A 20227-nucleotide genomic window follows, 5' to 3' on the forward strand; every position below is an offset into this window, starting at 1 on the left:
ACTACCTTGTTAAACCCAAACGAAAACATAAACGGGAGCAGGCCATGCAATACCGCCGCGCATTTACCCCGGGCGGCAGCTATTTTTTCACACTTGCCCTGCAAGACAGAAAACAAGATTTGCTGGTGCGCTATATTGGCAGCCTGCGTCAGGCGTTTGCTGAAGTCAGGGCGCGGCATCCTTTTGAAATTACCGCCGTGTGTGTATTGCCCGACCACCTGCACCTGTTGGTCAAACTACCCGAACACGATCAAAACTACCCAATGCGCCTGCGCCTGATTAAAGCCAAGTTTTCGCGGGCACTACCAAAAACCGAAACCGTTTCCCCGTCGCGCAGACATAAAAACGAGTGCGGCATTTGGCAGCGGCGCTATTGGGAACACGAAATCCGCAGCCAAGAAGATTTAAACGCCCATATCGACTACATCCATATCAACCCCGTCAAACACGGATACGTTACCCGTGTGGCAGATTGGCCGTATTCCTCGTTTCACCGTTATGTGCGGCAGGGAATATTGCCCGCAGATTGGGCAGTCGGCGATATGGAAGACAGCAGTTTTGGCGAACCTTGGTAGCTTGGGTTGTAAACCCAACATGAGATAGATAATTTAACGGTTTCTTGTTGGGTCTCGACCCAACCTACAGTTTCAGACGGCCTCAAGCAACGGCCAAACACCTCGCGGTAGGTTGGGTTGAAAACCCAACATGAGGCAGATAATTTAACAATTTTGTTGGGTCAAGACCCAACCTACGCTTGCTTACTCTCAAAAAGAGTCAACTAATTTTCAGGTAACTTTTAAAGCAATAAAAGATCATTCAACTCTATATGTACATTACTGCATCTTAAAGACTTATCATGATTACTTTAAAAAAAGATAGAAACTTAGTTTACATAAAAAACTGGTCTGACTTAGAAGAAATGGCTGGTTTTAGAAGAGAGATAAATCCAGAAGAAACCAAATTAAAAGAAATTATAGGTCAGTACAGTGGAGAACATGGAAAAGTTATATGTGGATTGAAAAATTGCCACACTCAACATCAAAATGGTTACATTGTAGTATCTACTGATGGGCATATTACAAATATTGGAAAAGATTGTGGTGAAAAATATTTTGGGGTTGATTTTAAAACTATGTCATCAAAATTAACTCAAGATATCAAAGACTACACTAATCGAGAAGAATTACATACCTTCAATTTAAACAACTTAAATGAATGGTGTGAGACACGACTTAAAATTGCAAAAAATATTAATCGATATATTAGTCAATTAAGAGATGGCAAAGGAATTCCAGAAACTGTTCGAAAAAAAATTTCAAAAATGTCTAGAGATAGGACTTATCAAATAACAATTGAAAGAGAACTGACAGAAAAAGAAAAAGCTATCTACGAAAATATAGGTAGGACCGAAATTAAATATATCGAAGAAAATATAGCTACAGTTTCTGGTATAGAAGCAATGTATGATCAGAATAATTTAAAACTTCTAATTACTGATACACTAAAAAAATTTATAGAAAATTTCCCAATAGATAAAATTGATTTATTATCATCTAAAGACTTAGCACATTGGGCAAAGGAAGTAAAAGAAATTCCAAATTTAAAAAATAAAATAGATACTGCTATTAAATTTTGCGTTAATTTCCTAACCTTTGAGAATTTATTGCCATTTGAAAAAATTATTGAGAAACAGGAGGAAGTTGCAGAATGGCATAACTTTCTCAATTCATTGAAAACATTACCTTCAGTTAAAATAGATTAACTTTAGACTTAATCCAACAGGAAACATCATGCCCAAACGTACTGACCTAAAATCCATCCTTATCATCGGCGCCGGCCCTATCGTTATCGGTCAGGCCTGCGAATTTGACTATTCGGGCGCACAGGCCTGTAAGGCTTTGCGTGAAGAAGGCTATAAAGTCATTCTGGTGAATTCCAACCCCGCCACCATCATGACCGACCCTGAAATGGCGGATGTTACCTACATCGAGCCGATTATGTGGCAGACGGTGGAGAAGATTATCGCCAAGGAACGGCCCGATGCGATTCTGCCCACGATGGGTGGTCAGACTGCGCTGAACTGTGCGCTGGATTTGGCGCGCAACGGCGTGTTGGCGAAATACAATGTCGAGCTGATCGGCGCGACGGAAGACGCCATCGACAAGGCGGAAGACCGCGGCCGCTTTAAGGAAGCGATGGAAAAAATCGGCCTCTCCTGCCCGAAATCTTTTGTCTGCCACACGATGAACGAAGCCTTGGCGGCGCAGGAACAGGTCGGCTTTCCGACGCTGATTCGTCCGTCTTTCACGATGGGCGGTTCGGGCGGCGGCATTGCCTACAATAAAGATGAGTTTTTGGCGATTTGCGAACGCGGTTTTGACGCGTCGCCCACGCATGAGCTGCTGATTGAGCAGTCCGTGCTCGGCTGGAAAGAGTACGAGATGGAAGTGGTGCGCGATAAGGCGGACAACTGCATCATCATTTGTTCGATTGAAAACTTCGACCCGATGGGCGTGCATACGGGCGACTCGATTACGGTTGCGCCGGCGCAAACGCTGACGGACAAGGAATACCAAATCATGCGCAACGCAAGCTTGGCGGTATTGCGCGAAATCGGCGTGGATACCGGCGGCTCGAACGTGCAGTTTGCGGTAAACCCTGCAAACGGCGAGATGATTGTGATTGAGATGAACCCGCGCGTGAGCCGTTCGTCCGCGCTGGCTTCCAAGGCGACGGGCTTCCCGATTGCGAAGGTGGCGGCGAAGCTGGCGGTCGGCTTTACACTGGACGAGTTGCGCAACGACATCACCGGCGGCCGCACGCCCGCGTCGTTCGAGCCTTCCATCGACTATGTGGTTACCAAAATCCCGCGTTTCGCGTTTGAAAAATTCCCCGCCGCAGACGACCGCCTGACCACGCAGATGAAATCCGTGGGCGAAGTGATGGCGATGGGCCGCACCATTCAGGAAAGCTTCCAAAAAGCCCTGCGCGGCTTGGAAACCGGCTTGTGCGGCTTCAATCCGAGAAGCTCCGACAAAGCGGAAATTCGCCGCGAACTGGCCAACCCCGGCCCCGAGCGTATGCTGTTTGTGGCAGACGCGTTCCGCGCGGGCTTCACGCTGGAAGAAATCCACGAAATCTGCGCCATCGACCCTTGGTTCTTGGCACAAATCGAAGACTTGGTGAAAGAAGAGCAGCAGGTAAGTGCAGGCTGCCTGCAAGATTTGGATTTCGCCGCCCTACGTCGTCTGAAACGCAAAGGCTTCTCCGACAAACGCATCGCGCAGCTTTTGGACGTAAAAGAAAAAGAAGTGCGCGAACACCGCTACGCACTGAAGCTGCATCCCGTCTATAAACGCGTCGATACCTGCGCCGCCGAGTTCGCCACCGAAACCGCCTATCTCTATTCCACTTACGAAGAGGAATGCGAAGCGCGTCCTTCCGACCGTAAAAAAGTGATGATTCTCGGCGGCGGCCCGAACCGCATCGGTCAGGGCATCGAGTTTGACTACTGCTGCGTTCACGCCGCGCTGGCGCTGCGCGAATCGGGCTTTGAAACCATCATGGTCAACTGCAACCCCGAAACCGTGTCCACCGACTTCGACACCAGCGACCGCCTGTATTTCGAGCCGCTGACGCTGGAAGACGTGTTGGAAATCGTCCGCACCGAAAACCCGTGGGGCGTGATTGTGCATTACGGCGGCCAAACCCCGCTGAAACTCGCCAACGCACTGGTTGAAAACGGCGTGAACATCATCGGCACATCCGCCGACAGCATCGACGCCGCCGAAGACCGCGAGCGTTTCCAAAAAGTATTGAACGATTTGGGCTTGCGCCAGCCGCCCAACCGCACCGCCCGCAGCGAAGAAGAAGCGCTCGCCAAAGCCGAAGAAATCGGCTATCCGCTGGTGGTGCGCCCGTCTTACGTACTCGGCGGCCGCGCCATGCAGGTGGTGCACTCCGCCGAAGAGCTGCAAAAATACATGCGCGAAGCCGTGCAGGTATCCGAAGACAGCCCCGTGTTGCTCGATTTCTTCCTAAACAACGCGATTGAAGTTGATGTGGACTGCGTTTCAGACGGCAAAGACGTCGTTATCGGCGGCATCATGCAGCACGTCGAACAGGCAGGCATCCACTCTGGCGACTCCGGCTGCTCGCTGCCGCCCTACTCGCTCAGCGAAGAAATCCAAGACGAAATCCGCCGCCAAACCAAAGCGATGGCGTATGCGCTGAATGTGGTCGGCCTGATGAACGTACAGTTTGCCGTGCAGGACGGCGTGGTGTTTGTGTTGGAAGTGAACCCGCGCGCTTCGCGTACCGTGCCGTTTGTCTCCAAAGCCACCGGCCAGCCGCTTGCCAAAATCGGCGCGCGCGCGATGGCAGGCATCGCCCTGAAAGAGCAAGGCGTAGAACACGAAATCATCCCCGATTTCTATGCCGTGAAAGAAGCCGTGTTCCCCTTCATCAAATTCCCCGGTGTGGACACCATTCTCGGCCCCGAAATGCGCTCCACCGGCGAAGTGATGGGCGTGGGCGAAACCTTCTCCGAAGCCTATCTCAAAGCCCAGCTCGGCGCAGGCGAACGCATGCCCGCCACCGGCAAAATCTTCCTTTCCGTGCGCGAAGAAGACAAGCCGCTGATTGTTCAGACGGCCAAAAACTTCCAAACCTTAGGCTACGGCGTGTGCGCCACACGCGGCACGGCGGCTTATCTCACCGCGCACGGCGTGGTGGTGCAAACCGTGAACAAAGTCCCCGAAGGCCGCCCGCACATTGTCGATGCGATTAAAAACGGCGAAATTGCCCTAGTGGTGAACACCACCGCCAGCAACCCGCAGGAAATCGCCGACAGCCACAGCATCCGCCGCAGCGCCCTCACCCAGCGCGTGCCGCAATACACCACCGTCGCCGGCGGCGAAGCCATGAGCGAAGGCGCCAAAAGCCTGAACAACATGGGCGTGTACAGCGTGCAGGAACTGCATGGCAGGTTGAAGAAATAAGGCAGCCTGAAAACGCCGTCTGTAAAGCAAAAAGCAGCCTGAAAACGGAAGATTGCGTTTTCAGGCTGCCTTGTTTGCACGGCTTACAGCAGGCGGACGATGTCGGCGGGGTGGCGGACGGTGTAATCGGCCGGCCAGTCTGCTATGCAATCGTCGGCGCCGATATAGCCCCATTCGGCCAGCACCGCCACCATACCGGCGTTTTTGGCGGCCTGCATGTCGCGTTCGGCGTCACCAATATACAGGCAGTGCGCGGCGGGAATGCCAATGGCGGCGCAGGCGTGGTGCAGCGGCTGCGGCGAAGGCTTGGCTTGGGCGCAGGTGTCGCCGCCGACCAGCACCGCAGGTAGCACCGGCAGCGGCAGCGCGTCGGCCAGCTCTCGGGCAAGGGCTTCGGGCTTGTTGGTTACGATGCCCCAAACCAGATTGCGGCCGTCGATCTCTTCCAACAATTCGGGAATGCCGTCAAACAAAACACTCGCTTCGCCGTTGCAGGCTTGGTATTCGTCCAGATAGCGGCGGCGCAGCCCGGGATAGTCGGGATGCTCGGGCGTGATGCCCATGCCGAAAGCGAGCAGCGCGGCGGCACCGTGGCTGGAGTGGGGACGGATGTCGGCCAGCGCTTTTTCAGGCTGCCCCAGCGCGCGCAGCAGGCTGTTGAGCGCCGCACCCAAGTCGGGCGCGGTATCGGCCAGCGTGCCGTCGAGATCGAACAATACGGCGCGGATATTCATGGGCGTCTCCTTGCGAATGGTTTTTCAGGCTGCCTTGCGGGCGGCAGGCAGCCTGAAAATACGGGCGGCGGCGCTATTGCACCAGCTCGTTTTTGATGCCGGCCTGTTTGGACAGCTTCAGCAGTTCGGTGAGCGTTTGCGATATTTCCACCTGGCGTTCGCGTTCGCCGGCAGTTAGTTTGGCAAACTGCTCTTCGCTCAACACGCCACCGCTTTTCTCACGGGCAACGGCCAGCTCGGCCTGATAGGCTTCGCTGCTCTTGCGCCCTTCGAGCACCAGCCGGTCGCGCAGCGACTGCGCGGTGGAATCGACCAGCTTCAAATCCTGCAGCGCGCGCCATTGTTTGTCGTTCAACGCCAGCCTCTCTTCGGCAACCGCTTGGACTTGCGCCGTTGTTTTCGCCGCATCAATGCGGCGCGACCATTCCACTTCCTTGGCCGCCTGCTCGCTAAAACCGGGCTGCAGCACCGACCAAATCTGCTCCAAATCGGTTTTCATCGCCAGCGAAAACGGTGCCGACGCCGAAGCGGCAGATGATGCGGCGGTATCAACGGCGGGAGCGGAAGCGGCGGATGATGCGCTAGGCGCCGCCGAAGCGGCATTTTGCGCAGCCGGTTCGCCGCAGGCTGCCAGCAGCAGCGCGGCGGCAAAGAGAGTGAAGCGTGGTTTGACGGTCATATTCGTTTCTTTCTGTGGTTTTGTGGTTTGGCAGCAGCTTTCAGGCTGCCTGAAAAAGCGCGGATTATACTAAAAGCCGCCGCGCTGCAAAGGCAGCCTGAAAAGAGCCAGGCGGGTTTGCTTTAACCGCAATGTCCTGATTGCTCATTGCGCGCGCCGATGGCGGGTAATAGGCAGGCTGATCAGACTTTCGCGGCTGCCGCAAGCAGCCCGTTCGGCGGCATATATTTTCAGGCTGCCTGCGGGACGTGCGGCAGGCAGCCTGAAAACTTGGCGCGCAAAGGGTAAAACGCCTGTTGCCGGCTTGGGAACTGCGGCAGCGGCAGCGGCATCTGCAAACCGCCCGCCCGATTGCTTCGACACAATACGAAAAAGCCTGCAATCGCTTGCAGGCTTTTTCTCTAAACTGGCACGCCCACGGGGAATCGAACCCCGGTTACCGCCGTGAAAGGGCGATGTCCTAACCGCTAGACGATGGGCGCGGAATGGTTTTTGGCGCACCCGGAGCGATTCGAACGCCCGACCCTCTGGTTCGTAGCCAGATACTCTATCCAACTGAGCTACGGGTGCAGCAAAGATTCGGATTATAGTAACGGCACCGTTTTGCGTCAAGCATTATTGCCGAAAATTTTTAAAAAACTTTATAATCCGCGCCCCATTTCCAGCGGCTTTTCCGGTTTCCCTGTTGAAAACAAGAAAAAATCCCGCCGCACCCCTGCCGAAAAATTTTCCGCCGCCCGCGCGGCACCCATCCCATGCCCTACCGATATTTACAGCCGCTGGCCGAACAGCTCGCCGCCTTCGGACAGCCGGTGGCCATTCTTGATTTGGAAACCACCGGCGGCCATCTCGAGCGCGACCGCATTACCGAAATCGCTTTTTTGCGTTTTGAAAACGGTGCGGTGAGCGCCGTCGAACAACTGGTCAATCCGCAGATTCCCATCAGCCGCTTTGTTGCCGAACTCACCGGCATCAGCGACGACACCGTTGCCGGCGCGCCGACGCTCTCCCAATGCCTGCCGCAGATTCTGCCGCAACTGCGCGGCAGCCTGCTGATCGCGCACAACAGCCGTTTCGACTACACCATGCTGCAGCAGGAATGCCGCCGCCACGGTTTTGCCTTTGGCGCGCCGGCGCTGTGCAGCGTCCAGCTTTCGCGCAAACTCTATCCGCAGCAGCGCAAGCACAGTCTCGACAGCATTATCGAACGACACCAAATCAACGTGCGCGGCCGCCATCGGGCGCTGGCCGATGTGGAAGCGCTGGCGCAGTATCTGCAGGCCGCGCTGGCCGAGCACGGTGCCGAGCGCTGGCAAAACACCGCCGAGAGCCTGCTCAATCCGCAGCGGCTGCCGGCGGGTATTTCCACTGCGCTGCGCGACGATTTGTCCGCGTTTGGCGACGGCTATGGCGTATCGGTTTGGTACGGGCACGACGGTGCCGTTGGCGCCGTGCACAGCCACCGTCAGGCTTTTCGCGAAACCGTGCGGCTGCTGCACCGCCAGCCGGATGCCGTCGCGCGGCTGCAGTTTCTGCCCGCCGCCGGCAGCCTGCACAGCCACGCCCTGCGCATTGCGCTATTGGCCGAACACCGGCTGCCGCCACCCGAAGAAAATACCGGCTGCCACAGCATCGAATGGTTTGCCGGCGCCCCCGCAGGCAGCCTGAAAGCCCGTGTGCGCCCGCTGCTTTCAGGCTGGCGCGAGCATGCGCCGACGGGCGTGTTCAAACATCCGAAAGCCGCTAAACGCAGCCTGCAGCAATGGGCGCAGGACAGCGGTTTGTGCCCGACCCTGCTCGGCATCCTGCCCCACACCCTGCCGGCGGGCGCACCGTGTCCCGCCGCGCTGGCCGGCGGCTGCAGCCCTGCCTGCGCGCGGCAAGACTTTGATTTACACGAGCGCAGCGCGCGCCGGGCGCTGCCCGCCCTGCCGCGCGGCATCTGGCCGGCCGCCGGCCGCTTGCGCATCCGCGAAACTGATCCCGTTTCCGGCCGCAGCGCCGTTATGGTTTGCGACAGCGGCGCCCTGCTCACCGATAACGGCCGCTGGTACACCGACGCCGCGCTGTTGGCGGCTTTTCAGGAAGCCTTCAAACAGCGCGGCCCGCACCTTGAAATCGAGAGCGATAACGATCAGGCAGCCTGAAAGCACTGATTCCGTTTTCAGGCTGCCTGATGGCACGTTTGGAAAAACAAGCAGCAAATGCCGGCGCACGGTTTCGTCTCTCCATCAGCACTAAAACAGGCGGCCTTTTCAGGCTGCCTGTTTGATTCCCACTATTTTCAGGCTGCTTTTGCCAAACACTCAGGCAGCCTGAAAAAAACGCCGCTGAAGTTTTCAGGCTGCCTTTAGCTTTAGTGAAAGCAGCCTGAAAGCGTTTGAACAGGCAGCTTCAGCGGATAATGGCGCTTGCGGTTTTTTGGCTGGTTTGGCGAGCGATGCCGAAACCCAAATCATCAGGCAGCCTGAAAAAGGCTGCCTGTTTGGTTTTTGCCGTTTTCAGGCTGCTTTTGCCATTGGTGTTTGGTAAAGGCAGCCTGAAAACCGTTTGCCATCCAGTCTAATGATCCGACGCTTCCGCCGCACCGATGCCTGTCATCGAGCGCACGTATTGGGCATCGAAACCGGCTTTGTCCTGCGCGGCCTGCTCGGATTTGTCGAGCACCGACACGATCCACGCCACGACAAAGGCCAGCGGGATGGTAAACAGGGCGGGGTTGCCGTAGGGGAAGATGGGGCTGTCGTTGTGCAGCACGCTCACCCACACGGTGGGGCCGAGCACGATAAGCACCAGCGCGCCGATCAGTCCCGCAAAGCCGCCGGCGACGGCGCCGCGCGTGGTCAGCCCTTTCCAGAACATGCTCAGCATCAGCACGGGGAAGTTGGCCGAGGCAGCGACGGCGAAAGCAAGGCCGACCATAAAGGCGACGTTTTGGTTTTCAAAGGCAATGCCGAAGATGATGGCCAACACGCCCAAACCCAAAGTGGCGGCGCGGGATACGCGCATTTCCTCTTTCGGCTGCGCCCGCCCTTTGCGGATCACCGACGAATAAATGTCGTGGCTCACCGCCGATGCGCCCGACAGGGTCAGCCCGGCCACCACCGCCAAAATGGTGGCGAAAGCTACGGCGGAAATAAAGCCCAACAGCAGGTTGCCGCCGACGGCTGCCGACAAATGCACCGCCGCCATATTGGTGCCGCCGATCATTTCGTACACGGTTTTGCCGTCTTTGACTACGGCTTTGAAAAACTCGGGATTATTGGTCAGGAAAATAATCGCGCCAAAACCGATGATAAAGGTGAGCAGGTAGAAATAGCCGATAAAGCCGGTAGCGACGACCACCGATTTGCGCGCTTCGCGGGCATCGGGCACGGTGAAGAAACGCATCAGGATATGCGGCAGGCCGGCGGTGCCGAACATCAGCGCCAGGCCGAGCGAGAGCGCGTCCACCGGATTTTTCACCAAGCCGCCGGGCGCCAAAATCGCCTCGCCGAGCGTATGGGTATCGACGGCTTTTTGGAACATCGTTTCCATGCTGAAACCGCTGACATACAGCACCATAAACGACATAAACGTTGCGCCGCCCAACAGCAACACGGCTTTAATCATCTGCACCCAAGTCGTCGCCAGCATACCGCCGAACAGCACATAGGCCACCATCAGCGCACCGACAATCAGCACCGCCCAAATATAGTCCATGCCGAACAAAAGCTGGATCAGCTTGCCCGCGCCCACCACCTGCGCGATGAGATACAGCATCACCACCAGCAGCGAACCCGAAGCGGCAAACAGGCGCACCGGCGTCTGTTTCAGGCGGTAGGCCGCCACATCGGCAAAGGTAAACTGCCCCAGATTGCGCAGCCGCTCCGCCACCAGAAACAGCACCAGCGGCCAGCCGACCAGAAAGCCCGTCGAATAAATCAGGCCGTCGTAACCGGTGGTGAACACCATCGCCGAAATGCCGAGAAACGACGCGGCCGACATAAAATCCCCCGCAATCGCCAGCCCGTTTTGAAAGCCGGTGATACCGCCGCCGGCGGTGTAGAAATCCTGGGTGGAACGGTTTTTCTTCGCCGCCCATTTGGTAATCCACAGCGTGGCGCCCACGAAGATGAAGAACATCACCACAGCCGTCCAGTTGGTCGCCTGTTTCTCCACCTCGCCGCTAAACGCATCCGCCCACAGGCAGCCTGAAAAACCCGCCGCCCACGCGGCAAACAGAAACTTATGTTTTCCCATCATTTTTCTCCTTCTTGTGTTTCGCGCACCGCTTTTTGCGTCATCTCCTCAAATTTGCCGTTGGCCAGCCACACATAAACCAGCGTAATCAGGAAAGAAAACACAATCACAAACATCCCGACCCAAATGCCCCAGGTCGTCACCTCCCCCGGATTCACCTTCGCCGCCAGCGTTTGCGGCGACGTGCCGATTACCCAGATATAGGCCACATACACCGCGAACACAATCGCGGAAAAACTCCAGCCCAACCAGGCTTTCTGCCGCGCCATCGAACGGAAAGCCGGATGCGCCAGCACCCTGGCCGCCCGCGCTTTTTCCGCAGCATGGTTTCGAGTTTGCGCTTTACTCATCGGTTTGCTCCTCTTCTCATCGTTTTTCGGATCATTGTCGGCCGGGGAAGCGAAAGAGCTGCAGCCTGAAAACACAGACAGCCTGAAAACCTTTCAGGCTGCCTGCGAACCGTCTGCAACGGCCCGCGCCCCAACCTTGCAGCAATTTATAAACAAGCCCGAGCGCCCCAGGCTAATTTTTTTTTCTGATACCGCATATCCGCGCCGCAAATAACCGCCGCATTCAAATTTGATTTAACAAAGTTTTTTTACAGATAACTACTGCTGCGCCGGTTTTGTTTTTTGTTAAAAAACGCAAAGCAAAACCAACAGCGCAGGCAGCCTGAAACATTTTTCAGGCTGCCTTTGCGTGTTCGCGGCTCTCTGAAAACCTGATTTCGGGTTCAGACGGCTTCTGTTTTTTCAGGCTGCTTTTTGCCGTCCATCCACTCCCAAAAAAGCAGCCTGAAAAACATCTCCGCCCGCCCGCTCAGCCACCGCTTCCCATCCAAAAGCAAACTGCTTTACCCGCCGCCCTGCATTATGTTAAAAAACGAAAAGCAGCCTGAAAGCCGCAAAGGCGTCTGAAAAAACCGTTTCAGACCTCCCCCGCAAAACAAAAGCAGCCTGAAACCCTGCCACCGGTTTTCAGGCTGCCTCAAACTAGGGCGTGTTGACATTCGGCTTGCGAAGCGGTTTTTTGAGTAAAAAATGGCCGAATGCAAGGAAAAAAGCACAGCAAGGTTGGACACCTTGCGAGCATTTTTGACGCGGCAGGCGGGCATTTTTTGCCAAAAACACCGCCGCAACGCTGATTGTCAACACGCCCGAAGACACGGAACCCACATGGACATCAACCAACTGCGCGCCTTTATCACCGTCGCCCACACCCAAAACCTTACCCAGGCCGCCGAAAAGCTGTTTCTTTCCCAGCCCGCCGTTTCCGCCCAAATCAAGGCGCTCGAAGCCGACGTCGGCACGCCGCTGTTTACCCGCACCAACAGCGGCATGACCCTCACCCGCGCCGGCGAAGTGCTGCTGCCCGAAGCCGAAGAGCTGTTGCAGCACAAACACCGGCTCGAAGTGTTCGCGCAAACCCTGTCGGAAGACTACATCCACCACGCCCGCCTCGGCCTGATCCACCCCATCCGCGCCGACAAAGTCAGCCGCCTCACCCGCAGCATCGTGCGCCGCGAACCCGGCGTCCAACTGCACATCCAATACGGCATGAGCGGCGAAATCCTCAGCCGCATCCTGGCCAAACGCCTGCACGGCGGCTTTTTTCTCGGCCCGCTCAACCAGCGCACCCTGCAAAGCGTGCCGCTGGAGCACATCGCCTACTCGCTCATCTGCCACACCGACGACGAAAGCCGCCTGCGCAGCGGCCTGCCGCGCAGTCTCAACGACTTCACCTGGATCGAAATGTCCGGCGTTTCCGGCAGCCACAAAAACCTGCAGCAGTTCTGGCACCGCCACAAACTCACGCCGAAAAAACAGATTATCTGCGACTACCCGCAGGCCATTATCGGCCTGGCTGCCGACGGCATCGGCCTGGCGATGGTACCCAAACACAGCGCCCAAGCCGCCCAAGCCCAAGGCAGCCCCATCGCCCTGATCGACGAATTCGAGCAGCAACTGCCGATGAGCTTCGTCTATCTCGACGAATACGGCCAGGATCCGGCGCTGGCGCTGCTGCGCGACGCGGTGCAGGAAGTGTGGCAAACTGCGCCCCCCGTATCCGAAGCAGCCTGAAAACAATGAACGAAACCGATTACGCCGCCGCGCTTGCCGCCATCCTGCCGCAGCAGCAGGACACCATCGCGCGCCACACCCTTGCCGACGGCCAAACCGTATGGGTGCGCAAAACCGGCAAGACCATCGCCGCCTGGCGCTACCGCCTGCTTGGCGCCATCGCTTCGCTGCTGCGGCTGGGCGTGCTGCGCCCCGTACCCAATTTCGGCGGCCGCACCGCGCTCGATACCGAAGCCCAAAGGCTGACCACCCTCACCGCCGCCGGCGTGCGCGTGCCGCAGCTGCTCGCCCGCAACGCCGACGCGCTGATGTTCAGCCATCTGGGCGACACCGATATTCTCGACGCCATCAAAATTGCCGCCGATCCGGTTGCCTGCTGGCAGCGCGGACTGGACGCCATCGCCGCCGTCCATCAGCGCGATCAGTATCTCAGCCAGGCTTTCGGCCGCAACATCATCGCCTGCGACGACGGCGAAACCGGCTTTATCGACTTTGAAGACGACCCCGGCCGCTATCTGCCGCTGGCGCACTGTCAAAGCCGCGATTATCTGTGCTACTTGCAATCCAGCGCCTTCTGGCTGCGCGAAAACGGCCTGCTGCCCGCCGCCGCCGCCGTTTGGCGCCGCCACCGCACCCTGCCGGCCGCCGCTGCGGTAGGCAAAACCGTGCGCCCGATTTTATGGATGCGCCGCCTGCACCACCCGCGCTGGGGCAGCGACACCCTGCGGCTGGCGGCGCTCGCCGAGCTGGTGTTTCTCGCCGGCAGATAGTCCGCACGGTTTTCAGGCTGCCTGGCCGCCATGTCCAAAAAGCAGAAAGCAGCCTGAAAACCGCTTTTTCCCACCACCCGAAGGAAAGAAATCCATGACCGCCAAAACCGTACTCGCCGCCGCGCTCTTTTGCACCCTGCTCGCCGGCTGCAACCCCGGCAGCGACACCGCCAACAACGCCGGCGAACCCGACGAAGCAATCATGCGCAAAAGTTTCGTCGATTCCTGCGCCGCAAGCGCGCACCAAGCGTCCAACGGCTCCGTGAGCAAAGCGCAGGCCGCCGAACTGTGCGGCTGCGGCTACGACAAAGTGTCCGCCAAATACAGCGACCGCACCGCCTGGCGCCAAGCCTTCGCCGAGTACAACAGCAACCCTGCCAGCGCCAAAAACAAGGCTTTTGAAAAGCAGCTGGTCAAGGCCGTCGAATCCTGCATCGAATAAGTCTTCCCCTTTCAGGCTGCCTTACCCACCAGACAAGGCAGCCTGAACGCCGGCTTGACGGACTTCTACACAGCCCCCCAATCTTTAATTCATCCATAACCATGAAAACCCTGCTCCCCGCCCTTGCCCTAACCCTGCTGCTGGCCGGCTGCGATACCGCCGTCGAAACCATGGCCAACAATATTGACGACAAGGAAACCCGCCAAGAAGTCATCAAAAGCTGCTCCGAAGAAATGCAGCAGCCTGAAGACGGCGAACCGGGCTATACCGCGGCGGCGGCCGAGAAAATCTGCGGCTGCGGTTACGACCAGGTTTCCGCGCAATACCCCGACCGCACCGCCTGGCGCAAAGCGCTGATCAGCCACGGGCTTGGCCGCGAAACCAAAGAAAGCAAGGAGATTTTCGACAAACTGGTTACCGCCTTGCAAAACTGTATCGCCGAACACGACGCGGCAGCGGCACCGCAATAGCGTCAACACATTAAAAAGGCAGCCTGAAAAGTTTTCAGGCTGCCCTTTAATATTGGCATATTGGCGGCGGTTGCCTGGTTTTCAGGCTGCCGCCGGTTTATTGCTGCGCGCTGCCGGCATCGGCGCGGTAAATGCTGGTGCCGCCGCAGGATTTGTCGATTTGGTCGAGAAAAGCTTCGTGGGCGGCGCGCTCTTCGCTGTCGGCCGCCAGCACTTTCAGTTTTACGCCGACAGGGCGCGGGAGATGGTCGGCCGGCTGCGGGGCAGTGGTTTGCGGGGTGTCGTCGTCTTCCTGCTCGAAAGCGTCGGTCAGGCTGAACTGGCCGCGGGTCATCGCCAGATAAACGCCGCCGAGCAGCTCGCAGTCGATCAGTGCGCCGTGCAGCACGCGGCGGCTGCGGTCAACCCCCAGGCGGTTACACAGCGCATCAAGATTGTTTTTCTGACCGGGATAGCGTTCGCGCGCCATTGCCAGCGTGTCGGTAATCGTGCAGCCCAAATCTTCAACGCCGGGCATGCCGAGACGGGCGAACTCGGCATCGAGAAAGCCGACGTCGAATTTGGCGTTGTGGATCACCAACTCTGCGCCGCGGATAAAGTCGGCAATCTGTTGCGCCACTTCGGCAAACACCGGCTTGCCTTCGAGCTTGTCGAGTGTGATGCCGTGCACGGCGGCGGCTTCGGCGGGGATATCACGCTGCGGATGGACGTAAAGATGCAGTTTTTCGTCGGTAAAACTGCGGTTGCGCATTTCCAAACCGGCAAATTCAATCAGCCGGTCGGGGTTTTCGGCGGCATTGGGATACAGGCCGGTGGTTTCGGTGTCAAGAATGATTTGGCGGCGGTTGTCCATGCGGATGCTTTCGGTTGGGGATAAACGGCAAACCGCCGCTACGGGCGGTTTTTCAGGCAGCCTGAAACGGCGGCAGATATGGAACTTAGGGCTTTTTGCGGTAGGGATTGTCCACCGCTGCCATCAGCGCGGCCAGATATTCGCGCAGCTGGCGCTCGCTGCAGCCCATCAGCAGGCCGTCTTCAAAAGCGTCTTGGGCAGCCTGAAAAAGCTCGCCCATGTTTTGCTCCATCACTTTGATTTTTTCGGTACACGAGACGATTTCGCCGTCGTCGCCGTACCAAACCGGCATTTTGGGTTGCGGCATAGTCTTCCTTAAGTGAGCGGGATCAGCGGACGAAACGGTCGGCGTTGTTGCGCTTCACGCGGCGGGCGGTGGCGTAACGGGCGTTCCAGTATTTGTTTGACAGACTGACGATTTCGATGCGCTTGCCGGTACGCGGCGCGTGGATAAAGCGGTTGTTGCCGACATACATGCCGACGTGGGAAATGCGCGAACCGTGGGTGCGGAAGAACACCATGTCGCCCGGCTGCAGATCGGTGCGGGCAACATAAGTGCCGACGCGCGCCTGCTCGGCGGACGTGCGCGGCAGATTGACGGCGAAGGCTTTGCGGAAAATGTGCTGCATAAAGCCGCTGCAATCGAAGCCGGTGCTGGGCGAAGTGCCGCCGAAGCGGTAGGCGACGCCGATCAGACCCATGGCGTTGCCGATCAACTCGTCGGCATCGCCCTTGCTGATTGGGCGTTTGTCTTCGGTAGCGTTTTCTTTGTCGCTCTCTTTGCGCGCCGGCGCGGCGGCGACTTCGGCGGAACGGCTTTTTTTCGCTTCGTCGCTTTTGCGCGCAATCAGGCGGTCGAGTTCGTCGTGATCGGGGGAATTATTGGCAGACGACTTCGGCGTTTCGTCCGGCTTGGCTGCCGTATCGGGCTTGGGCTCCGCTTTGGGCGCCGGCGTATGTGGGACGGTTTTGCTTTTGCGGCTGATGATGGAATGCAGCGGATCGTCGGCCGGCTTTTTTGCCTGGGCTTTGCCGGCGGGCTTGCCGCGTTCTTTTTCTTTGGTTTTGGCGCTTTCAGGCTGCTTTTCTTTGGTTTTGCCGTTTTTGGCGTCGCGGGCTTTGTCTTTGGCGCTGTCTTTAGCTTTTTTTGCTTTGTCTTGGTTTTTGTCTTTGCGGGTGTCTTGGTCGTTTTTTTTGTTTTTGTCTGCAGCTTTGCCTTTGGCGTTTGGGGTTTTGTCGGCAGCGGGTTTGGCTGCTTTTTTGCTGTCTTTTTTGGCGTCGGCCTTATCGGATTTTTTGTCGGTTTTCTTTTCGGCCGGCTTGGCCGCGGTTTTGGCGGGCTTCTTGGCGGGCGCCGCCGAGACCGTGGCGGGCAGTGCCAGCAGGCCGAGCAGGCAGCAGGCCGTGCCGCATAGTTGTTTGAAGAGATTCATATTCGTCCGCAATCGTTTCAGGCTGCGGCAAGCAGCCTGCTGTATTGGTCGGGAGCGGCCGCAGCCGCGAAAGAGTGTGCCGGAAAGCCGTTTGGGCGCCGGCCAAATGGAAGTGCGCCGCCTAGTGTTGCGCGCGCACCATAAAAACTCGGGCATTCTACCCGATTTCATGCAATAACGGGTTAAGAACCATTAGAAAAGGTAAGGCAGACGCATCAGCCGCTTGACTAAAAGCCGCGGTGCGGGTTCGGTTTTGCGCGGCAGCCCAAATGCCGTGTTTTGCCGCAGTTTTCAGGCTGCCTGACGACTGACATAGACAAAAGCAGCCTGAAAACAGCGCCGCACGAAAAAATCGCCGCGTTGGCGGCGGATTGGGCGTTTCAGGCTGCCCAAGCGGCGGTTTCAGGCTGCCTGAAAGCCGGCGGCCAGTCTGGCAACGATTTTGGCGGCGCTGCCCGGCCGTGCCGCCAATACGTTTTGCCCCGCCCAGAACGACGAATATTCGCTGCTGCCGGCCTGCTCGGCGGCGCGGCGCAATAATCCGGCGGCGGCTCCGGCCTGCGGAAACGGCAGGGCGGCGGGATGGATCGGGCCGGCTTCGTCGATATAGGCGCTGCGGATGCCGCGGGCGATGCCGCCGCTAAACAGATTGGTCAGCACGGTATCGGCCGCCTGCGGGCTTTGCAGCGCGGCGCGGTAGGCGGGGCTGGTTTTGGCTTCGTCGGCCAGCAGAAAGGCGCTGCCGCATTGGACGGCGTCGGCACCCAAATCTAGCGCCGCCCGCACCGCGGCGGAATCGCTGATGCCGCCGGCGGCAATCAGCGGCAGCGACACCGCGCGGCGGACATTCGGCAGCAGGGCAAACAGGCCGCTCTGGCGCGTCAAATCAGACGATAAAAACATGCCGCGGTGGCCGCCGGCTTCCAGCCCCTGCACGATAATGCCGTCCGCGCCCTGCCCTTCCAGCCAGCGCGCTTCATCGGCGGTAGTGGCATTGCCGAGCACCAGCGCGCCGCTGTCTTTCACGGCCGTCAGCAGGCTGCTTTGCGGCAGGCCGAAATGAAAACTGACCACCGCCGGCCGGTGGCGGCGCACCACTTCCAACATCGCCTCGTCAAAGGGATTGCGGCCGGCATCGGTGGGAATATCGCTTTCGGCCAGGCCAAAACGCGCCAGATGCGGCGCCAGCAGCCGATGCCAAGCCGCCCGCTGTTCGGCAGTAACCGATTGCGGGCGGTGGGCGAAAAAATTGAGATTGTAGGGCGCATCCCCAATCAAACTGCGCAATTCGTGCAGCGCGGCATCCAAAGTATCGGGCGCGAACATCGCCGCCGGCAGCGAACCGAGCGCGCCGGCGCGGCAGACGGCGGCGGTCAGCTCCACGCCTTGCGCGTAGGCCATCGGCGCCTGAACCAGCGGGAAAGACAGTTGGGACAATAAACGACGCATGATGATTTCTCCTGTGTGTGTTTATGCTGCCGCAAGGATACGGCAGGCAGCCTGAAAGCGGCTGGCGCGGCAAAAATAACAGAAAACAGGACGGGAGAAAACAAGAAACGAGCTTTACGCCCGAAAAAGATTGGCCTCGCCGACAGGAATCGAACCTGTATTTTACGCTTAGGAGGCATACGTTCTATCCGTTGAACTACGGCGAGGTTTTGCAGAAAAGACGGTTAAGAGAGACGGGCTACCGACAGCTCTGCCAGATCGCGCATGGCGCGGCGCACTTCGTTATCCGGCAGCGCTTCAAGGCAGGCGGCGGCGCGTTCGGCGGCTTGGCGCGCCTGCGCGGTGCAGTAGGCCAGCGCGTCGGATGCGAGCACGTGGGCGTGGATTTTGTCGAAATAGCTGCGGTCGGCGTGGGTGAGCGCGTGGCGCACGTCGGCGGCGGCTTCGGCGCTGCCCCGGCGCATCAGGTAAATCAGCGGCAGGGTAGGCTTGCCTTCGGCCAAATCGTCGCCGACGTTTTTGCCAATCTGCTCGGGGCTGCCGGAATAATCGAGCACGTCGTCGATAATCTGGAAGGCGGTGCCGACGTACATACCGTAGTCTTTCAGTGCCTGCTCCTGCGTGGCATCGGCGCCGGCAAGAATCGCGCCGACTTGGGCGGCGGCTTCAAAGAGCTTGGCGGTTTTGTACTGGATAACCTGCAGATACTGGCTTTCGCTGATGTCGGTATTGCCGATGTTCATCAGCTGCATCACTTCACCTTCGGCGATGATGTTGGTGGCATCGGCCATCACATCCAGGATTTTCAGGCTGCCCGAGCCGACCATCAGCTGGAAGGCGCGGGTGTAGAGAAAGTCGCCCACCAGCACGGCGGCGGCGTTGCCGAACAGATTATTGGCGGTGGCGCGGCCGCGGCGCAGCTCGCTTTCATCGACTACATCATCATGCAGCAGGGTGGATGTGTGGATAAATTCAACCATTGCCGCCAGCGAGTAGAGTTTGTCGTCGTCGTAGCCCAGCACTTTGCCGGCGAGAATGGTGATGATGGGGCGCAGCCGCTTGCCGCCGGCGCTGATGATGTAGCTGCCGATCTGCGAAATCAGCGCCACTTCCGACTGCACGGCCTTGCCGATGACCGCATTGACACGTTCCAAATCGGCATCGAGATGTTGCTGGAAATAAGGCAGGCTGTACAGCATGGTGGTGCTTTCGCAAGAGGCGGCGGGTTAAACAAAGGGGCGGATTATACAGGCTGGCACGGCGCTTGTCTGCCCGCTGCCGGCTATTTTCAGGCTGCTTCACGCGGGCAAGCAAAAGCCCTGCCGTTTGACGGGCAGGGCGGGAAAACTGCGGTTTAGTTCTCGCCGGTGTAGGGGCGGACGCTGACAGTTTTGCGGTTCAGGCGGCCTTTTACGGCGAATTCCACATAGCCGTCCACTTTGGCGAACAGGGTATGGTCTTTGCCCATGCCTACGTTGTCGCCGGCATGGAATTTGGTACCGCGCTGGCGCACGATGATGGAACCTGCAGGGATCAGTTCGTTGCCGTAGGCTTTCACGCCCAGGCGTTTGGCTTCTGAATCGCGGCCGTTTTTAGAGCTACCGCCGGCTTTTTTGGTTGCCATGTTTAATACTCCTTAAACTGTGGTGAACGGGTAATCAGGCGATGGCCACGATTTCGATTTGGGTGAAATTCTGGCGGTGGCCTTGGCGTTTTTGGTAGTGTTTGCGGCGGCGCATTTTGAAAATGCGGATTTTCTCGCCGCGTCCGTGTGCCACTACTTTAGCCTTTACTTTCGCACCTTCGATAAAGGGTGCGCCTACTTTTACAGACTCGCCGTCAGCAATCATCAGAACTTCGGTCAGTTCGATTTGGCTGTCGAGTTCGGCAGGTATCTGTTCTACTTTCAATTTTTCGCCAACGGCAACTTTATACTGCTTGCCGCCGGTTTTTATGACCGCGTACATACTCAACTCCGTGTAGTTGTTCGGTAAAAAAATTTTCCGCGCCCCATGCGCGAAAGGGGCGGATTATTCCATTAGCTGGATGTTTTGTCAAAGTTTTATTGGCTGCC

20 protein-coding genes and 3 tRNA genes are annotated in these 20227 nt (G+C 57.7%); 9 read left to right on the forward strand and 14 right to left on the reverse strand.

The genetic code is table 11. The features are described 5' to 3' along the window. Window positions 1–44 precede the first annotated feature (44 nt). The 3 genes from OP500_RS07500 (at window position 45) to carB (ending at window position 5000) form a co-directional block, all read left to right on the forward strand. A complete protein-coding gene (locus tag OP500_RS07500) occupies window positions 45–575 on the forward strand; it encodes an REP-associated tyrosine transposase (protein WP_274070609.1) in 531 nt (176 codons plus the stop codon). Window positions 576–856: 281 nt separating this feature from the next. Then, window positions 857–1762, forward strand: coding sequence for a hypothetical protein (locus OP500_RS07505; RefSeq protein ID WP_274070610.1), 906 nt, complete (start codon window positions 857–859; stop codon window positions 1760–1762). A 28-nt stretch (window positions 1763–1790) separates the two neighbouring features. Continuing rightward, the gene (carB, locus tag OP500_RS07510) at window positions 1791–5000 is read left to right on the forward strand and encodes a carbamoyl-phosphate synthase large subunit (protein ID WP_274070611.1); all 3210 of its coding nucleotides are present in this window, start codon (window positions 1791–1793) and stop codon (window positions 4998–5000) included. An 83-nt stretch (window positions 5001–5083) separates the two neighbouring features. On the opposite strand, the gene OP500_RS07515 is transcribed toward carB, so the two are convergent. From OP500_RS07515 to OP500_RS07530, 4 genes are all read right to left on the reverse strand, one after another. Further along, window positions 5084–5734 carry an HAD family hydrolase gene (locus tag OP500_RS07515; protein ID WP_238748642.1) on the reverse strand — a complete coding sequence of 217 codons (651 nt, stop codon included), beginning with the start codon at window positions 5732–5734 and terminating at the stop codon, window positions 5084–5086. 73 nt (window positions 5735–5807) lie between these two features. Then, on the reverse strand, window positions 5808–6413 hold the full coding sequence (locus tag OP500_RS07520; RefSeq protein WP_238748641.1) for a hypothetical protein: 606 nt from the start codon (window positions 6411–6413) through the stop codon (window positions 5808–5810). A gap of 407 nt (window positions 6414–6820) precedes the next feature. Beyond that, window positions 6821–6895: transfer RNA gene (locus tag OP500_RS07525), tRNA-Glu, on the reverse strand. 11 nt (window positions 6896–6906) lie between these two features. Further along, a tRNA-Arg gene (locus OP500_RS07530) sits at window positions 6907–6983 on the reverse strand. A 185-nt stretch (window positions 6984–7168) separates the two neighbouring features. Between OP500_RS07530 and OP500_RS07535 the strand changes: the two genes are divergently transcribed. Further along, window positions 7169–8560: a 3'-5' exonuclease gene (locus OP500_RS07535; protein WP_238748640.1), complete on the forward strand. Its 1392-nt coding sequence runs from the start codon at window positions 7169–7171 to the stop codon at window positions 8558–8560. A 415-nt stretch (window positions 8561–8975) separates the two neighbouring features. On the opposite strand, the gene OP500_RS07540 is transcribed toward OP500_RS07535, so the two are convergent. Both OP500_RS07540 and OP500_RS07545 read right to left on the reverse strand, forming a co-directional pair. Further along, entirely contained in the window at window positions 8976–10658 is a 1683-nt protein-coding gene (locus OP500_RS07540; RefSeq protein WP_274070612.1) for a cation acetate symporter, read from the reverse strand. After that, window positions 10655–11005, reverse strand: coding sequence for a DUF485 domain-containing protein (locus OP500_RS07545; RefSeq protein WP_238748638.1), 351 nt, complete (start codon window positions 11003–11005; stop codon window positions 10655–10657). Before OP500_RS07545 ends, OP500_RS07540 begins: the two co-directional genes overlap by 4 nt. A 414-nt stretch (window positions 11006–11419) precedes the next feature. Between OP500_RS07545 and OP500_RS07550 the strand changes: the two genes are divergently transcribed. The 5 genes from OP500_RS07550 to OP500_RS07570 all read left to right on the forward strand — a co-directional run bounded on the left by OP500_RS07550 (window position 11420) and on the right by OP500_RS07570 (window position 14418). Next, on the forward strand, window positions 11420–11572 hold the full coding sequence (locus tag OP500_RS07550) for a hypothetical protein (RefSeq protein WP_238748637.1): 153 nt from the start codon (window positions 11420–11422) through the stop codon (window positions 11570–11572). Window positions 11573–11830: 258 nt separating this feature from the next. Next, on the forward strand, window positions 11831–12736 hold the full coding sequence (locus OP500_RS07555) for a LysR family transcriptional regulator (RefSeq protein WP_238748413.1): 906 nt from the start codon (window positions 11831–11833) through the stop codon (window positions 12734–12736). Window positions 12737–12741: 5 nt separating this feature from the next. After that, on the forward strand, window positions 12742–13506 hold the full coding sequence (locus OP500_RS07560; RefSeq protein ID WP_238748412.1) for a hypothetical protein: 765 nt from the start codon (window positions 12742–12744) through the stop codon (window positions 13504–13506). A 94-nt stretch (window positions 13507–13600) separates the two neighbouring features. Next, complete coding sequence (locus OP500_RS07565; RefSeq protein ID WP_238748411.1) at window positions 13601–13948, forward strand: hypothetical protein; 348 nt, start codon at window positions 13601–13603, stop codon at window positions 13946–13948. Between the two features lie 101 nt (window positions 13949–14049). Then, on the forward strand, window positions 14050–14418 hold the full coding sequence (locus tag OP500_RS07570) for a hypothetical protein (protein ID WP_238748410.1): 369 nt from the start codon (window positions 14050–14052) through the stop codon (window positions 14416–14418). 97 nt (window positions 14419–14515) lie between these two features. On the opposite strand, the gene dnaQ is transcribed toward OP500_RS07570, so the two are convergent. From dnaQ to rplU, 8 genes are all read right to left on the reverse strand, one after another. Beyond that, window positions 14516–15271 carry a DNA polymerase III subunit epsilon gene (dnaQ, locus tag OP500_RS07575; protein WP_238748409.1) on the reverse strand — a complete coding sequence of 252 codons (756 nt, stop codon included), beginning with the start codon at window positions 15269–15271 and terminating at the stop codon, window positions 14516–14518. 85 nt (window positions 15272–15356) lie between these two features. Next, entirely contained in the window at window positions 15357–15578 is a 222-nt protein-coding gene (locus OP500_RS07580) for a hypothetical protein (RefSeq protein ID WP_238748407.1), read from the reverse strand. 22 nt (window positions 15579–15600) lie between these two features. Then, entirely contained in the window at window positions 15601–16122 is a 522-nt protein-coding gene (locus OP500_RS07585) for a C40 family peptidase (RefSeq protein WP_407659234.1), read from the reverse strand. A 984-nt stretch (window positions 16123–17106) separates the two neighbouring features. Further along, entirely contained in the window at window positions 17107–18153 is a 1047-nt protein-coding gene (locus OP500_RS07590) for an NAD(P)H-dependent flavin oxidoreductase (RefSeq protein WP_274070613.1), read from the reverse strand. 131 nt (window positions 18154–18284) lie between these two features. After that, window positions 18285–18359, reverse strand: a tRNA-Arg gene (locus OP500_RS07595). 18 nt (window positions 18360–18377) lie between these two features. Continuing rightward, entirely contained in the window at window positions 18378–19352 is a 975-nt protein-coding gene (locus OP500_RS07600; protein WP_238748405.1) for a polyprenyl synthetase family protein, read from the reverse strand. Window positions 19353–19507: 155 nt separating this feature from the next. Further along, the gene (gene rpmA, locus OP500_RS07605) at window positions 19508–19777 is read right to left on the reverse strand and encodes a 50S ribosomal protein L27 (RefSeq protein ID WP_238748404.1); all 270 of its coding nucleotides are present in this window, start codon (window positions 19775–19777) and stop codon (window positions 19508–19510) included. Between the two features lie 34 nt (window positions 19778–19811). Further along, window positions 19812–20120 carry a 50S ribosomal protein L21 gene (rplU, locus tag OP500_RS07610; RefSeq protein WP_274070614.1) on the reverse strand — a complete coding sequence of 103 codons (309 nt, stop codon included), beginning with the start codon at window positions 20118–20120 and terminating at the stop codon, window positions 19812–19814. Window positions 20121–20227: the final 107 nt, after the last annotated feature.

It is taken from the genome of Kingella sp. SNUBH-2017, from assembly GCF_028680565.1.
GTDB classification, from domain to species: Bacteria; Pseudomonadota; Gammaproteobacteria; order Burkholderiales; family Neisseriaceae; genus Kingella_D; species Kingella_D pumchi.

Excerpts from the sequence above, each read along its gene's own strand:
- OP500_RS07500 (WP_274070609.1), top strand. The coding sequence starts at position 45 with ATGCAATACCGCCGCGCATTTACCCCGGGCGGCAGCTATTTTTTCACA.
- OP500_RS07505 (WP_274070610.1), top strand. The coding sequence starts at position 857 with ATGATTACTTTAAAAAAAGATAGAAACTTAGTTTACATAAAAAACTGG.
- carB (WP_274070611.1), top strand. The coding sequence starts at position 1,791 with ATGCCCAAACGTACTGACCTAAAATCCATCCTTATCATCGGCGCCGGC.
- OP500_RS07515 (WP_238748642.1), bottom strand. The coding sequence starts at position 5,734 with ATGAATATCCGCGCCGTATTGTTCGATCTCGACGGCACGCTGGCCGAT.
- OP500_RS07520 (WP_238748641.1), bottom strand. The coding sequence starts at position 6,413 with ATGACCGTCAAACCACGCTTCACTCTCTTTGCCGCCGCGCTGCTGCTG.
- OP500_RS07535 (WP_238748640.1), top strand. The coding sequence starts at position 7,169 with ATGCCCTACCGATATTTACAGCCGCTGGCCGAACAGCTCGCCGCCTTC.
- OP500_RS07540 (WP_274070612.1), bottom strand. The coding sequence starts at position 10,658 with ATGATGGGAAAACATAAGTTTCTGTTTGCCGCGTGGGCGGCGGGTTTT.
- OP500_RS07545 (WP_238748638.1), bottom strand. The coding sequence starts at position 11,005 with ATGAGTAAAGCGCAAACTCGAAACCATGCTGCGGAAAAAGCGCGGGCG.
- OP500_RS07555 (WP_238748413.1), top strand. The coding sequence starts at position 11,831 with ATGGACATCAACCAACTGCGCGCCTTTATCACCGTCGCCCACACCCAA.
- OP500_RS07560 (WP_238748412.1), top strand. The coding sequence starts at position 12,742 with ATGAACGAAACCGATTACGCCGCCGCGCTTGCCGCCATCCTGCCGCAG.
- OP500_RS07565 (WP_238748411.1), top strand. The coding sequence starts at position 13,601 with ATGACCGCCAAAACCGTACTCGCCGCCGCGCTCTTTTGCACCCTGCTC.
- OP500_RS07570 (WP_238748410.1), top strand. The coding sequence starts at position 14,050 with ATGAAAACCCTGCTCCCCGCCCTTGCCCTAACCCTGCTGCTGGCCGGC.
- dnaQ (WP_238748409.1), bottom strand. The coding sequence starts at position 15,271 with ATGGACAACCGCCGCCAAATCATTCTTGACACCGAAACCACCGGCCTG.
- OP500_RS07580 (WP_238748407.1), bottom strand. The coding sequence starts at position 15,578 with ATGCCGCAACCCAAAATGCCGGTTTGGTACGGCGACGACGGCGAAATC.
- OP500_RS07590 (WP_274070613.1), bottom strand. The coding sequence starts at position 18,153 with ATGCGTCGTTTATTGTCCCAACTGTCTTTCCCGCTGGTTCAGGCGCCG.
- OP500_RS07600 (WP_238748405.1), bottom strand. The coding sequence starts at position 19,352 with ATGCTGTACAGCCTGCCTTATTTCCAGCAACATCTCGATGCCGATTTG.
- rpmA (WP_238748404.1), bottom strand. The coding sequence starts at position 19,777 with ATGGCAACCAAAAAAGCCGGCGGTAGCTCTAAAAACGGCCGCGATTCA.
- rplU (WP_274070614.1), bottom strand. The coding sequence starts at position 20,120 with ATGTACGCGGTCATAAAAACCGGCGGCAAGCAGTATAAAGTTGCCGTT.